At 44.5% G+C, this 14,783-nt stretch carries 12 protein-coding genes; 4 read left to right on the top strand and 8 right to left on the bottom strand.

Annotation, left to right across the window (positions count from 1 at the left end; genetic code table 11):
* Positions 1 to 55: 55 nt before the first annotated feature.
* Positions 56 to 1,189: a glycine cleavage system aminomethyltransferase GcvT gene (gcvT, locus tag OCU74_RS18180; RefSeq protein ID WP_087480949.1), complete on the bottom strand. Its 1,134-nt coding sequence runs from the start codon at positions 1,187 to 1,189 to the stop codon at positions 56 to 58.
* Between the two features lie 104 nt (positions 1,190 to 1,293).
* Positions 1,294 to 1,917 (bottom strand): helix-turn-helix domain-containing protein, encoded by a 624-nt coding sequence (locus OCU74_RS18175; RefSeq protein WP_087480950.1) that lies wholly within the window; start codon positions 1,915 to 1,917, stop codon positions 1,294 to 1,296.
* Positions 1,918 to 2,378: 461 nt separating this feature from the next.
* Between OCU74_RS18175 and gcvH the strand changes: the two genes are divergently transcribed.
* Positions 2,379 to 2,756, top strand: a complete 378-nt coding sequence (gene gcvH, locus OCU74_RS18170; RefSeq protein ID WP_087480951.1) for a glycine cleavage system protein GcvH — start codon at positions 2,379 to 2,381, stop codon at positions 2,754 to 2,756.
* Between the two features lie 95 nt (positions 2,757 to 2,851).
* Entirely contained in the window at positions 2,852 to 5,716 is a 2,865-nt protein-coding gene (gene gcvP / locus OCU74_RS18165; RefSeq protein WP_087480952.1) for an aminomethyl-transferring glycine dehydrogenase, read from the top strand.
* 99 nt (positions 5,717 to 5,815) lie between these two features.
* Here the strand turns inward: gcvP and OCU74_RS18160 are convergent, their stop codons facing one another.
* From OCU74_RS18160 to OCU74_RS18150, 3 genes are all read right to left on the bottom strand, one after another.
* Entirely contained in the window at positions 5,816 to 6,433 is a 618-nt protein-coding gene (locus OCU74_RS18160; protein ID WP_087480953.1) for a YagU family protein, read from the bottom strand.
* A 298-nt stretch (positions 6,434 to 6,731) separates the two neighbouring features.
* Positions 6,732 to 7,703, bottom strand: a complete 972-nt coding sequence (locus OCU74_RS18155; RefSeq protein ID WP_087480954.1) for an alpha/beta hydrolase — start codon at positions 7,701 to 7,703, stop codon at positions 6,732 to 6,734.
* A 426-nt stretch (positions 7,704 to 8,129) separates the two neighbouring features.
* On the bottom strand, positions 8,130 to 8,522 hold the full coding sequence (locus OCU74_RS18150) for a winged helix-turn-helix transcriptional regulator (protein WP_087480955.1): 393 nt from the start codon (positions 8,520 to 8,522) through the stop codon (positions 8,130 to 8,132).
* Between the two features lie 77 nt (positions 8,523 to 8,599).
* On the opposite strand from OCU74_RS18150, the gene OCU74_RS18145 reads away from it, so the two are divergent.
* A complete protein-coding gene (locus OCU74_RS18145) occupies positions 8,600 to 9,352 on the top strand; it encodes an SDR family oxidoreductase (RefSeq protein ID WP_087480956.1) in 753 nt (250 codons plus the stop codon).
* 54 nt (positions 9,353 to 9,406) lie between these two features.
* Here the strand turns inward: OCU74_RS18145 and OCU74_RS18140 are convergent, their stop codons facing one another.
* The 3 genes from OCU74_RS18140 to dcuC form a co-directional block, all read right to left on the bottom strand.
* The gene (locus OCU74_RS18140; RefSeq protein ID WP_087480957.1) at positions 9,407 to 10,402 is read right to left on the bottom strand and encodes a tetratricopeptide repeat protein; all 996 of its coding nucleotides are present in this window, start codon (positions 10,400 to 10,402) and stop codon (positions 9,407 to 9,409) included.
* 155 nt (positions 10,403 to 10,557) lie between these two features.
* Positions 10,558 to 11,496 (bottom strand): LysR family transcriptional regulator, encoded by a 939-nt coding sequence (locus OCU74_RS18135; protein ID WP_087480958.1) that lies wholly within the window; start codon positions 11,494 to 11,496, stop codon positions 10,558 to 10,560.
* Between the two features lie 204 nt (positions 11,497 to 11,700).
* A complete protein-coding gene (dcuC, locus tag OCU74_RS18130) occupies positions 11,701 to 13,188 on the bottom strand; it encodes a C4-dicarboxylate transporter DcuC (RefSeq protein ID WP_087480959.1) in 1,488 nt (495 codons plus the stop codon).
* A gap of 185 nt (positions 13,189 to 13,373) precedes the next feature.
* Between dcuC and OCU74_RS18125 the strand changes: the two genes are divergently transcribed.
* A complete protein-coding gene (locus OCU74_RS18125; RefSeq protein WP_087480960.1) occupies positions 13,374 to 14,729 on the top strand; it encodes a class-II fumarase/aspartase family protein in 1,356 nt (451 codons plus the stop codon).
* Positions 14,730 to 14,783 lie beyond the last annotated feature (54 nt).

Raw genomic sequence — 14,783 nt, 5'->3', positions numbered from 1 at the left:
GACATGAAAAGGGAAATACTTTCTGTATTTCCCTGATTAATCAACAGATAAATGATTAGCCCCGATAATAACGCTGGGGGACGAAAGGCATTTTAGCTACCGTCATCGGCAACATTTTCCCACGAACTTCTGCATAAACTTCAGCTCCGGGGGTTGCATAATCTTTGGTAATATATCCCATCGAAACCGGCTGCCCGGCAGTTGGCCCCGATGTGCCACTGGTCACAACCCCGATTTGCCGGCCCTGCTCATCAAATAATTCTGTTCCTTCCCGCACCGGTGCTTTTGTCTGTCCGACGAGCCCCACTCGCTTGCGCTGTACTGACTGATTCTCAATCTGCTCCAGAATCACTGCCGAACCCGGAAACCCTCCGGCTCTCGCACCGCCACTACGGCGAACCGGGCTGATGACCCAAAGCAGGCTTGCTTCAACCGGTGTCGTTGTTTCATCCAGATCATGTCCGTAAAGACACAAACCACATTCCAACCGGAGAGAATCCCGCGCACCAAGGCCAATAAGAGCAACTTCATCAAATGTGAGCAGATGCTGTGCCAGCTTCTGAGCCTGATCGACCGGCACAGAAATTTCATAGCCATCTTCACCGGTATAACCACTTCTGCTGACAATACATTCGATATCCAGAAGCTGTACCCGACGAATATCCATGAAATGCATTTCTGCGACTTCCGGTGCCAGTTGCGCTAACACTGAAGCAGCCAATGGCCCCTGAAGCGCCAGAAGTGCCTGCTCCTGTAACTCTTCCAAAACAAGATGTGCAGGTAAATGCTGCTTCAGATGGGCAATATCTTTTTGTTTACAGGCGGCATTGATTACTACAAACAGACAATCACCTAAATTGGCGATCATCAAATCGTCAAGAATGCCTCCGCTTTCATTGGTAAAAAATCCATAGCGCTGTTTACCAACCGGAAGATCAGCGACATCAACAGGAACCAGAGACTCCAGTGCCAGTGCGGCGCCTTCACCTTTCAGACAGAGTTGTCCCATGTGGGAAACATCAAACAACCCGACAGCTTCACGGGTATGCAAATGCTCTTTTTTCACACCTAAAGCGTACTGAACCGGCATTTCATAACCGGCAAACGGAACCATCTTAGCCCCGGATTCCTGATGTAAGGTATAAAGCGGCGTTTTTAATAGCAACTGGTTCTCTTGTTCAGATGACATGCAATTCTCCCTTTTCATTTTGTCCGGTTGCCCAACAAAGCCAACCAGTTTCTTTTTTGAGGAATATGTTTCCTATAATAAACCGATTAAAAAACTCTGATTCGTTATTTCGCAGTAACCCATAAAATCAGAGCATCAGAATCACTGACAGAGACTAATATATGTCCCATGTTGGCATCATAATAGACGCTATCTCCGGTATTCAGGGTAATAGGTTCGTAAAATTCGGTATACAGCATCACTTCACCTTCCAAAACCAGTAAAAACTCTTCCCCGTCATGGCGAACCCAGTCACCGTACTCCTCAAACTGTCTTGCCCGTACCCGGGTTTTAAACGGCGTCATTTTTTTACCCGACAGCTGGGTTGCCAATAACTCATGTTCATAGGTCGATGTCGGATGGGGTTTTCCCTGTCCAGCCAGAGTCACATCTCTACGGCCTGTCGCGACCATTTTCTTGGGCGGTTCAAACAATTGTGGCATACCAATTTCCAGACCATGCGCTAATTTTTGCATCGCTTGGAAAGTCGGGGATATCTGTTCATTTTCAATTTTACTCAGGGTGGATCTCGCCAAACCGGTTTTCTGGCTGGCTTCTTCTAATGTCAGACCAAGATCAAGACGAATATCCTTGATACGCTGCCCCAGCCGAAGTGGATCGGTATTATTCTCCTGAGCTTCCTGCGTTATAATCAGAGCAGGATTATCATCCGGCGTACCTTTCCCCATGGTATCTCCCCTCGGTAAACTCCAATGATGTCCGTCTTCGTAACATCATTATTTCAATCAATATATTTTGCCTTTGGATAGCGATACCTCATATCGCAATCATGTCTCAGCATCTAATGATGCTTACTAAACTGCATCGTTGAGGATGTTGGACATCATACTATCAGGAAAATTAGTTTCCTATAAGAAATTTTTATTGCTTAGCGTTCTCTCAGCAGGTATGTTAGCTGCATATAATCCGGATTTTTACAAAGATGACTTAGTAACATCATCTAAATTAGCTACGCTATGGGAAGAGTCGGTTAACCGATGATTCAGGATGAATAACAACTGAGGCAGATTTTTGTCTTTCATGATGTTTTGTAGTAATTCGCTGATTTTTTACAGACCCTCAGGAATACAATTGTGAGTCCGGTGACACTCTGATCACTAGTTACAATATATTTTTTGGAGATTAATTCATGGATAACACACTGAAGTTTACTGATAGTCACGAATGGGTTCTCAATCACGGAGACGGGACTGTAACCGTCGGCATTTCAGAACATGCACAAGAGATGTTAGGTGATGTCGTATACGTTGAACTCCCGGATGTTGATAGTGATGTTGACGCCGGAGATAACTTTTCACTGGTCGAATCCGTCAAAGCGGCTTCTGATATCTACGCGCCGGTCAGTGGGATTATCGTTGAAGTCAATGAAGAACTCAGTGATCGTCCGGAACTGATCAACGAAGAACCTTATGAAGGTGGCTGGATTGCAAAAATCCGGATGACAGATCCCGCTGAACTGGAAGATCTGAAAGACGAAGAAGAATATCTCAATACGCTGGACGACTAATATGGAAAAGCTGCCCGCATCTTCATGCCCGCAGCTTTTTACTTTCTGATTCAGCTTGTATCAACCGATTCCCTTTGTAGTCACGGTAAGGAATTATGACTCAACTACTGCGCAACCTCTCTTCTCAAACAGAATTCGCAACACGGCACAACGGCCCGCGTCCGCAGGAACAAGCGACAATGCTGGCAACTGTTGGCGCCGAAAGTCTGGAAGCTTTGATCAAAGAAACCGTTCCGGAAAACATCCGTCTGGAGAACTCACTTCCGTTATCCCCGGCAATGGGCGAGTCAGAGATGCTCGCAACCCTGAAGCAAATCGCCAACAAAAATCAGGTGGCACGAAGCTTCATTGGTCAGGGCTACTACAACACAACTACGCCAAGTGTGGTTTTGCGTAATGTTCTGGAGAATCCGGGCTGGTATACCGCATATACTCCTTACCAACCAGAAATCTCTCAGGGTCGTCTGGAAGCGCTGCTGAATTTTCAGCAGATGATTATTGACTTAACCGGAATGGACATTGCTAATGCTTCACTTTTAGATGAAGCGACTGCTGCTGCTGAAGCCATGGCCTTATGCAAAAGAGCCGGTAAAAGTAAAAGTCAGCGCTTCTTCGTTGCCGATCATGTCCATCCGCAAACCATCGAGGTCGTCAAAACCCGGGCCGCATTTATGAATTTTGAGGTGGTCGTTCTTCCGGTTGAAGAACTGGCACAGCAAGATGTGTTCGGAGCTTTGCTGCAATACCCGGGCACCAGCGGTAAAGTTGACGACCTGAGCGCAATTATCGATGCCGCTCACCAGAATAAAATACTGGTCACTGTCGCAACCGATCTGCTCGCCAGCACACTCTTAAAACCTGCCGGAGAAATGGGTGCAGATATCGTGATCGGTTCTGCCCAGCGCTTTGGTGTCCCAATGGGATACGGTGGTCCGCATGCAGCATTTATGGCAACCCGGGATAAACACAAGCGAACCATGCCGGGCAGGATCATTGGTGTATCGGTTGATGCAAAAGGACAACCGGCACTGCGCATGGCGATGCAAACCAGAGAGCAACACATCCGTCGTGAAAAAGCGACATCGAATATCTGTACCGCCCAGGCACTGCTGGCCAATATGGCCGTTTTCTATGCGATATACCACGGTCCGGAAGGCTTAAGAACCATTGCACGCCGAACTCATCATTTAACGGCGATCATGGCAGCCGGACTGATATTACAGGGTTACGAACTACGTCATCAGACATTTTTCGACACACTCACGATTGAAACCGGCAGTCAGACTGAAGCACTTTATCACCAGGCACAAAAAGCCGGACTGAATCTACGCCGCTATGAACAGGCACTCGGTATCAGCTTTGATGAAACCAGTACACTGCACGATATTCAGGCTCTGTTCGCGGTATTCGGCATTCAGGCCGATCCAGAAAATATCTCCGCAGATATTGAACCAAACGAATATGCAGCTATCCCCGAATCCTGCCGGCGAGAATCCGCTTATCTGACTCATCCGGTTTTTCATAATCATCACAGTGAAACCCAGATGATACGTTATCTGAAGAAGCTGGAAAATAAGGATTTCTCCCTGACTCATGGCATGATCCCGTTGGGCAGCTGTACCATGAAACTGAACGCGGCCTCAGAGATGATTCCGATCACCTGGCCCGAATTCAGCAATATCCACCCTTTTGCCCCGAAAGAACAGACTGCCGGATATACTGAACTGGCAGAAGATTTCAAAGCCAAACTGTGTGCCATTACCGGATATGATGCCTTTTCGCTACAACCAAACTCCGGCGCATCAGGTGAATATGCCGGGCTTATTGCCATCCAGCGCTATCATCAGAGTCGTGGTGAAGGCCATCGCCATATCTGCCTGATCCCAAGTTCCGCTCATGGTACTAACCCGGCATCTGCTGCGATGGTTTCTCTGGATGTCGTCGTCGTTGCCTGTGATCAGGAAGGTAATATTGATCTGGCCGACCTGAAAGCCAAAGTAGAACAGCATCAGCAAGAAATCTCCTGCATGATGATCACTTACCCGTCAACACACGGTGTCTACGAAGACCACGTTCGTGAAGTTTGTGATCTGATCCATTCGGTCGGCGGACAGGTTTATCTGGATGGTGCAAACATGAATGCTCAGGTCGGGCTTACCAGTCCCGGATTCATCGGTTCGGATGTTTCTCACCTGAACCTGCACAAAACATTCTGTATTCCTCATGGCGGCGGCGGTCCGGGCGTTGGTCCGATTGGTGTCAAATCACACCTTGCGCCATTTTTACCCGGTCACATCGAATCCGGCGTTGAAGGCAGTGACTTTGCCGTCGCAGCAGCAGATCTGGGCAGTGCATCCATCCTGCCCATCTCCTGGGCTTATATTGCAATGATGGGTGCAGAAGGACTCACCAAAGCAACCCAGCTAGCCATTCTCAATGCAAACTATGTAATGGAAAGACTCCGCGCTCATTATCCGATCCTGTACCGGGGCAAAAATGGCCGGGTTGCTCACGAATGTATTATTGATATCCGTCCGCTGAAAGAAGAATCCGGCATTTCCGAAGAAGATATTGCCAAACGTCTGATGGATTACGGTTTCCATGCACCGACCATGTCATTCCCTGTCGCAGGAACATTGATGGTCGAACCGACTGAATCAGAAGATTTAGCTGAATTGGATCGCTTCTGTGATGCAATGATCGCCATCCGTCAGGAAATCACCCAGGTGGTTTCCGGTATCTGGCCACTTGAGGATAACCCGCTGATCAACGCGCCACACACTCAGGCAGATTTGGCCTCTGATACATGGACGCATCCATACAGCAGAGAACTCGCCTGTTTCCCGACACCACAATCCAAAACAGCCAAATACTGGCCGACTGTCAACCGGGTTGATAATGTCTACGGAGACAGAAATCTGGTCTGTAGCTGTCCGCCGGTCAGTGATTATGAAGGGTGATGGCGCTTAGTTAACAAATAACTATCGATCCTACTGATTTATAAAAGCAACAAGGCGAACCAAATGGTTCGCCTTTTTATGATGACAAATGGCTCACCATTAAGATGTTCGTGCCGCTATTGATACTTCAGGATCAGGTTCATGCGTTATACGGTTACGCAAATCCCGGCGAATAATTTCAATCGACCAGAACCAGATTAAATGCCCGACAATTTCAGAAACGTGCTCATACCAGGGCAAGTCAAAAAGCGGAGGCGTCAGTCCCATCAGCGGGAAAGAAATCATATGCACGAATAGCTGCGCCAATGCTCCGGCCAATAACCCTTGCCACAGCTTGAAGATTGGGAAACGCTCAGTCACCACACAGTAACCGACCGCAAAAACAATTGAGAAAATGATATGTGTCACCCCAACCCAGTTGAATACATGCCCGGCAAAGGTATAAACCGCACTGTTCGGGTCCGCCATTCCCAGCCAGTCACGCAGAAACACATAAGGCGGATTTAAAAAATTACGTGAACAATCAATCTGTTCGGCAGCACGAATCAGCGTTTCCGGCACACAGGCCGCACTAAAAATATCATCAGGACTTCGTGGTGGTAACGGATGTTCTGCACCCCACTTTACAAACGCTGAAACAATACCGGCAATGAGACCAATCAATGCAGCTAAACCATAACGACGACGCGCCGGATCCGACTGTTGAAAAATACGCATAACAACACCTAAATTATTGATAAAACAAACACTTACAAAATAAAATTCGAAAGTGTTATAACACCAATAAAGGCTAGAGTGCAAATCATTCCCAGCAGGATAGAAATATGACGGGCCGTGATAAAAGAGAATTCAGAATGCCGGCCATGTATTGCGGGGGTTCAATCAGGCCGGACAAAATTTTGATTCCTTCCGGAACCTTGAGTCTGCGACAGATACTTTATAAGGCATAACCATCGCTATTTGATGACTAAAAACAGACAGCCCATCCGGACACTCCAGATGGGCAGACACTATTTTATTTCAGGTTTTCACCAAAGAAAGCATCAATCTTATCAAACGGAATCTTATCAACCTGATCATACAGATCAACGTGAGCCAGACCGTCAAGGATCATCATTTCTTTTGGTTCACCCGCTGCTTTATAAGCATCTTCAGTAAAGTAACGTGAATGTGCATTTTCACCAGCAATCAACAGAACCGGACGTGGTGCGATTTCTGCGATGTAAGTCATTAGCGGCATATTCATAAATGACAGCGGATTTGTCACCGTCCAGGAACCGTTAGAGTTCAGTGAACGTGGGTGGAATCCACGTGGTGTACGATAATAATCGACATAATCTTTTACAAACTGAGGCTCTTCACCGGTCAGCTGGCTTGGATCAGGCAAACCAGGAGGTGCCATTGTTGGCTCACCGTTTGCGGCATCTACCCAACGTTGCTGGTTCATCTGTTCTAATCCGGCACTGCGTTCTTCAGCAGTCATCGAATCGAAATAGCCTTTAGACATCACGCGTGACATATCATACATACTGGTTGTCACAACCGCTTTGATGCGTTTGTCGATAGCAGCAGCATTCAGGCTCATGCCACCAAATCCACAGATACCGATCACACCGATTCTGCTGCGGTCAACATAATCAAGCAGACCAAGATAATCGACGGCAGCACTGAAATCTTCAGTGTTGATATCCGGAGAAGAAACATTGCGTGGTGTTCCGCTGCTTTCACCTGTATAAGAAGGGTCAAATGCCACGGCGACATAACCACGTTCTGCCATGATTTGAGCATACAGACCAGAAGCCTGTTCCTTCACTGCACCGTATGGGCCACTGATTGCCAGTGCAGGTAATTTTTGCTGGTCAGCACCTTTAGGTAAATACAGATCAGCGGCAAGAGTAATGCCGTAGCGGTTTTTGAAAGTCACTTTCTGATGATCGACTTTGTCGCTTTGGGCAAATGTTTTGTCCCATTCTTGAGTCAGTTGCATAATCGCCTCCGGGGCAGTAGGTGGAAATTGGAATATCAAGATTACTCAGAATCTCATAAGCTCTTTTCAGTGTGTGTATTATGTCAGTAATTATGTAGATGAGTTATCAGAATTCTCCTCAATTCTTGCCTGTTCTTCCACAATTTGTGGAAAATATCAGCTTCTCCGACAATAATTCAATCTGAGTAAAACCGGTTGCCCTAGCTAAAACTTCACACATGACAGTCAGAAGCTTCGTTTGGAGAACCCCTTAAATGATGAATAAAATCATACTATTGCTATCCAATCATTCATGATAAAAACAACACAAATAGGTGCTAATTTTCATATTTGTCTATGACATACTACAGCGTATCAATTGTCCAGATATGGTTTCGGCAGCTCAATCCAAGTCATACACTTTATCCGGTTCAGTATATAACCATGCTATTTATCTTCAGGTTGTGCCTGATGATGGAAGTTTTCCAGAAGCTCCTCCCGGTGTTCCTCCATCCATCCGGCCAGAGAATCAAGAGTTGGCTTTAATGTCTTCCCTAATTCTGTAATCTGGTATTCAACCCGTGGCGGCATTTCCGGATACACAGTCCTCGTAACAATTCCCAACGCTTCAAATGACCGTAGCTGTTTGGTCAATTCTTTCTGGGTAATCGCGCCGACTGCCCGTTGCAAAGCGCCGAAACGAATCACATCATCGGTAACAATTAACCGGTAAAGAATCGGAATTGCCCACTTACCGGAGATGATACTGACAAAGTCAATAACCGGACAACGAGGATTAAACGTGACGTTTTTAATTTTATTTTTTTCCTTAGTATCCATTTGGTACCTACTTTCTTAATCATACTAATCTGCTAATAATGACACTTCACCCACAAATGACAAGTGAAGGAAAACCCATGACACAAAGACTTCTTAACAAATATGCCCTGATTACCGGTGGTACGGCAGGTATTGGTCTGGAAACAGCCAGACAATTCCAGCTTGAAGGAGCAAACGTGATTGTGACGGGACGGCGTGACGAAGGATTAGCCAAGGCAAGAGAAGTGTTAGGTCATTCAGCCATTCTGATCAAAAATGATGCCTCAGATGTCAGTCAGCAAAGGGATTTAGCCGCCCGGCTCATCGCTGAACTGCCAAAACTGGATGTCGTTTATATCAATGCAGGCAATGTCACCCACCAGCCAATAGAAGACTGGGATGAAGACGACTTTAATCAGGTGATGGACACCAATATAAAAGGACCATTTTTCCTGATCCAATCTCTGCTTCCTCTCCTGTCAGACTCGGCATCGATCATCTTATGCGGTAGCTCATCAGCAAGTATTGGCGTCCCTCAGAGCAGTATTTATGCAGCAAGCAAAGCAGGTCTGGTTTCACTGAGCCGGACACTATCAGCAGAACTGAAGCATCGCGGCATCCGCGTTAATACGCTGAGTCCCGGCCCGACTCAAACCGATGCATTCGACAAATTCGGTTTGTCGGAAGAGCAGCAACAGGAATTCGTAGAATATGTCAAATCTCTGGTTCCCCTGCAACGAATCGGCACACCACTTGAACTGGCAAAAGCCGCCGTGTTCATGGCTTCGGATGAATCATCTTACATGTTAGGGACCGAGTTATTAATCGATGGCGGTCTCAGCAGCTTATAGAGCATCGCTTATTTCCGGGTTCAGTCATTCTGGCTGAACCCGTCCATTCCCGCTTTAATTTACTTTGCTGCCGATAAATTTCTGTAATTCTTTTACTCTGAATTTCGCTTTTGCCCGATCAAAAAAAGATAGATTCAGCGCAAGATTTGCCGCGTTGATTCTGGCTTTCTCTGAGGATTCAGCCGCCAACACCCACCAGGCATAACCTTCTACTTTGTCGGAGGGAACGGCCATGCCATTAACATACATAAGTCCGAGACTATACTGAGCCAACCCATCTCCCTGATAGGCAGACTTTTGCAGCCATGAGAATGCTTCCCGGAGATCTCTGGATACAACTTTACCTTCCAGATAGCAGACACCGACATGATACTGTGCTTGTGCCATGCCTGATCCAGCAGCTTTCATCAACCACCGAAAGGCTTGTTGCCGATTTTTCTCCGTCCCTTGGCCTTCAAGATACATTGTCCCGATTTGATTCATTGCCATCGGAGAACCTTGTTCCGCCGCTTTCAGAAACCACTGGAATGCCAGCAACAGATCCTTCTCAACGCCCTGCCCATTGCTATACATAACGCCAATATTAGACTGAGCTTCCGCCAGTCCCCGCTCTGCTGCTTTTTTATTCCAGTAGAATGCTTTTTCATAGTCTCTGGGAATACCATGACCAAAATAATAGAGACGGCCTATGTCGGCCTGAGCTTCCGGCAACCCCTGCTCTGCGGCCTTCTGATACCATTCCATTGCGGTATGATAATTCTGTTTTACACCCCGGCCATCTCTGAACTGATTACCTAGGTTATACTGTGATATCACATGCCCGTTTTCAGCGGCTTTCTGGTACCAGTATGACGCAGTCTCATTGCTCTGGCTCACACCTTCACCATTGTTGTACATATGAGCCAGTATCGCCTGAGAAAAAACATCCCCATCTTTAGCCAGCGGTTGAAACAGTGCAAACGCTTTCGAATAGTGATTCGCTTTATATAGTTCCAGACCTAATTCATAGCCACGCATCATTGTTATTTCGTCACGGTTGAAGCCGGTCATTCTCTGATCCAAGAATATGTCTGATCCAAGAATAGTCGTTTGACTGAAGTCCTTCAAACCGGAAGCAATCGATCCCGAAGTCGTTCATTTAAAATCTGCATAACCTGAACATCAGATGCTCCCGCAACAGCAGCATCTTGAAGTCTCTGGGTATATTATTGAGTGATAGGATAAGAAAAGCGGTCTTTGCCGGGCTGATGGTTATAAATATATTCAATAAAATTACTGGTATTCACATTAATTGTGTCAGAAAGCACAAAGAAACTGATTGAATTATATATCTCTGGTGAAAAATCACGTAAAATAACCTGATGCTCATTGATAATACTTGCAGGGAAAGAAGGTAAGATACTGATTCCAATATTTTCTCTGACAAATCCTAAAGCAGACAACGAGTCCGGCACCTCAATAATTACATTATTATCTATTTCACTTGTTTTAAATATATGATCTAGCTTTGAACGGGCAATATTTCTGTTCGTGAATGTAATAATATCTCTGTTTTTCAAATCATCGGATGTGACAACATCTTTACTAACAAGAGGATCAAATGCATTCATTGCACATACCATTTTAATTTTTCTTAATGGGTATGTGTCATATTTCATAGCGGTATTTTCTAAAGATGAATCACCAAGAGCTACATCTGCATTTCTTTCATTTAATTGAGTAAGCAACTGAGAACTTGTGACAATATCAAGTTTAATTGATAATTCCGGGTGCTCTTTTTTAAAATTACTTGTTAATGGAATTAAAAAGTTATAGGCCAGCGTCGGTGTGGTCACAATTTTTAAATGATTTTTCTTCTTTTCCCATTTTAAGTTGTTTAATTTTGAAAAAGAATTATAGATCACCAATATTTCATCATAGAGAGCAATAGCATTAGAGGTTGGGATTAATTTACCCGATTTTCTGTTAAAAAATTTCACACCGCTCTTGGTTTCGATTTGTGTGAGAGCCCGGCTAATTGCGGGTTGAGATACGCCTAATATTTCTGCTGCGGATGTTACGGTTTTGACTTCAATAATCGTTTTAATAATTTCTAATTCACGCAACGTTGCCCAACTTCCCGATAGCGGCAGTTCATCTCTCATCTATTCCTCCAAGGGTGAAAAATATATAGCCCTGATATACTTGCTATTTTATAGAAAACCATACCAGAAATCTAACGAAAAAGAGTATTCACACTCATCTTGAAACTGGGTTAAGACAGCTAAAAATAACCGCCGCAAAGCGACGGTTTAACTGAACATCTGTTCGTCGATTTGACGACAATGCCGTAAATTAAAGACAAATCACTAACTAATCAAAAAATTAGACAGTATAAGCATCAGGATATACGCACTACCAAGTTGCACGGCATTTCGCTTGATAATCTCTAACGGTGTCAAACCAACCAAGCCAGCTACCGCAATTGTCACCCCGGCTATGGGTGAAAAGCTACGCCCTAAACTTGCAGAAAAGTGCATCGGGATTAATAGCTTGAAAACTGATAAACCACCACCTTTTGCAACCTCTGCTGCAACAGGAGCAAAAGCATTAAAAGTGGAACCCGTCCCTAATACAACCGAACTAAAGAAAATTAACCCGCTGAATACAACAACAAGGAGTGCCTGTGTATCTGAACCACTTGGAATAAAACTGAATAAAGAGTCAATAAATCCAACTTTAATCATGCCCGCAGCTAATACCTGGGCACAAACTAAAATTGATACAACAGTGGTAAAAGATTGTCCCATTTGATCAAATAAACCAGCAATCTTATTTGAAGCTGCGTGAAGATCTAAAGTTCTGACAGAGTCGATAATAAATGCAATAAAGAATGACATTAACATTGCGGAGACAACATCAATACGGAAGTGTAATGATTCAGGTAGCCACTGGCTGGAAAAACTGGAGAATGTAAACAGTAGAATCATTGGAATAACAGGTAAAATTGCATAATATTTGGGAATATTGGTGCTATCATTTGAAACTTCAAAACCTTCCTCATCTTCTGTATCAACACCTTCTTTTCTATCCCAATATGCCTGCATAATCATATGCATAACACCGATGAAAATAAACAGAATCCAAACGATCGGAATTTGCTTCGTGATAAAGAAAGAAAATAAATCATAGTCTGTCAGCTTCGCAATCTGCACACTACCTGTTGCTGATGGCCCATAATCAATGCACACACCAGAAGCAATAACGGCAGCAACAGATGCTTTACTACATCCTAATGATCTTAAGATCGGATACAGGGTCGCCATCATTAATAGTGCCAGGCCGGAAGGGCTTGATATAAACAATGCTAAAAGTTGCATAAAAATATAGCACGAGCCGAGAAGAATATATTTAGACTTGATTTTTCCGATTGGCTTTACGCTAATTTCAACCAATTTACCCGCAGCACCAATGTCTGTCATATAGCGGGAAAAACCAGCGATCACCATAATAGTTAAACCTAATCCAGCCATGCTGTGACTAAATACACTTTTAATTTCAACAAAAACATCAAGAAATCTTGAACCTGTCGATTTTGCCGTTATAGCCAGATCAGGGTGAATATATGAGGCTGCGATAAGCAAAGCGCAGCCGACGACTAAAACAATTGCCTGAGCGTAGAACTTTTTTACGATTCCTACTCCAACCAAAGTTAAAGCTAAAAGCGAGACTGCCAGAATAAATGCCTGAATTCCGGCAACAAAATATATACCGGGTATGACGACAAAGATCATAGCAATCCAAGCCATGAGCGAAGTTTTGTTCAGTTTTGTAGGTACTTGCAAGCTGTTTTCCATTTTTTACTCCACGTGGTTATAGAATTATAAACATTACACTATGGTTATATTCAAAATAACATTAGAGTTATAATTATATTGTGATAAAAGTCTTATTTATTAGGTAACATTATCGACATGAATAGTGCTTACATTAAGATTAACCTAAACGTTATGCATCATATAACCAAAATGGAGTATTGCTAATGGCACACATTGGTATGTTTGAATCATGTATTACAGGTCACTGGTTTAGTTCAAAAGGTAAAGAAATCTGGTCGGATTTAAGTACGTTACAGGCATGGCTGGATGTTGAAGCGGCTCTGGCACAGGCACAAAGCAAACTGGGGATGATTCCGGTAGAAGCAGCAGAAATCATTACTGAAAAAGCAAATGCCAATCTGCTGGACATGGAAAAAATATCCGCAGATATCAAATCGACAATGCACCCTTTTGTTCCTGTTCTCAGACAGTTTGAGGCTCTATGTGGTGACGCTGCGGGCTATATCCACTGGGGGGCGACAACCCAAAATATCTTTGATACTGCTCTCGTACTGCAACTACGCGAAACGCACCACTTACTATTAAGCAGCTTAGCGAATGTCATGCATGAGATGTCGTTGCTGGCAGAAAAAACCAAGTTGATGCCACAACCCGGCCGAAGCCACGGACAACATGCTTTGCCGATTACTTTCGGCTTTAAAGTCGCCGGCTGGAGAGCAGAAATCCGACGTCAGTATCAAAGACTGGAACATGCATCAGAAGATGCCTTTATTGCCAGCATGGGAGGCGCAGTAGGTACATTCTCTGCAATGTCCGGACAAGGACGGTTAGTTCAGCAGAATATGGCTGAAATTTTAAAACTGAAATCGAATGAATTACCGGTTCGTTCTTCATGCGATTCATTAAGTGCATATATTACTCAATTTGGCCTGCTCGCATCGACCATCGAGAAAATAGCTCAGGAAGTCATTTTCCTGCAACGCACCGAAGTTGCAGAGATAGAAGAAAGCTTCCACCGTGGAAAAGTCGGCAGCTCAACCATGTCGCAGAAAAGAAACCCTCAGCATGCACAAAACTTAGTCGGCATGTCCCAGTTATTACAAAGCCGTATGTCTTTGTGCAACTTATCGATGGTTCGTATGAACGAAGGTGACGCAGCAGCCAGTAATATTTTTGATGCGGCAATTCCTGAAATAGCAATCACGGCTCTTTCTATATCTGAAGGAATGGAGAAACTTATCGCCGGGTTATGTGTATATCCCGACAATATGATGAAAAATCTGAACATGACCGGTGGACTCATTCTGTCAGAGGCAGTGATGATGGAGCTGGCCAACACGATTGGCCGGGCAGAAGCACACCATGTTTTATACGAAGCGGCCATGAACTCGGTAGAGCACTCTTTGAATTATTCTGAATGCATCATGGAAGAACTCCATAAATGTGGTCTGAGCGACAAGCTGGATATGGAAAACCTGATGAACCCGGTATCGTATCTGGGCGAAGCACCAGAGTGTGTTGATGATGAACTGAAAAGAAACGTAACGTTGAACCAATAGAATCATCTGACGCAAAAATCCCCATTCATTCGAATGGGGATCATGATCAAAAAG

The sequence above is a fragment of the Vibrio mangrovi genome, from assembly GCF_024346955.1.
Classification (GTDB): domain Bacteria; phylum Pseudomonadota; class Gammaproteobacteria; order Enterobacterales; family Vibrionaceae; genus Vibrio; species Vibrio mangrovi.
Note: the sequence above shows the minus strand (reverse complement) of the source record. Positions and strands in the feature narration are given on the sequence as shown.

Excerpts from the sequence above, each read along its gene's own strand:
- gcvT (WP_087480949.1), bottom strand. The coding sequence starts at position 1,189 with ATGTCATCTGAACAAGAGAACCAGTTGCTATTAAAAACGCCGCTTTAT.
- OCU74_RS18175 (WP_087480950.1), bottom strand. The coding sequence starts at position 1,917 with ATGGGGAAAGGTACGCCGGATGATAATCCTGCTCTGATTATAACGCAG.
- gcvH (WP_087480951.1), top strand. The coding sequence starts at position 2,379 with ATGGATAACACACTGAAGTTTACTGATAGTCACGAATGGGTTCTCAAT.
- gcvP (WP_087480952.1), top strand. The coding sequence starts at position 2,852 with ATGACTCAACTACTGCGCAACCTCTCTTCTCAAACAGAATTCGCAACA.
- OCU74_RS18160 (WP_087480953.1), bottom strand. The coding sequence starts at position 6,433 with ATGCGTATTTTTCAACAGTCGGATCCGGCGCGTCGTCGTTATGGTTTA.
- OCU74_RS18155 (WP_087480954.1), bottom strand. The coding sequence starts at position 7,703 with ATGCAACTGACTCAAGAATGGGACAAAACATTTGCCCAAAGCGACAAA.
- OCU74_RS18150 (WP_087480955.1), bottom strand. The coding sequence starts at position 8,522 with ATGGATACTAAGGAAAAAAATAAAATTAAAAACGTCACGTTTAATCCT.
- OCU74_RS18145 (WP_087480956.1), top strand. The coding sequence starts at position 8,600 with ATGACACAAAGACTTCTTAACAAATATGCCCTGATTACCGGTGGTACG.
- OCU74_RS18140 (WP_087480957.1), bottom strand. The coding sequence starts at position 10,402 with ATGACCGGCTTCAACCGTGACGAAATAACAATGATGCGTGGCTATGAA.
- OCU74_RS18135 (WP_087480958.1), bottom strand. The coding sequence starts at position 11,496 with ATGAGAGATGAACTGCCGCTATCGGGAAGTTGGGCAACGTTGCGTGAA.
- dcuC (WP_087480959.1), bottom strand. The coding sequence starts at position 13,188 with ATGGAAAACAGCTTGCAAGTACCTACAAAACTGAACAAAACTTCGCTC.
- OCU74_RS18125 (WP_087480960.1), top strand. The coding sequence starts at position 13,374 with ATGGCACACATTGGTATGTTTGAATCATGTATTACAGGTCACTGGTTT.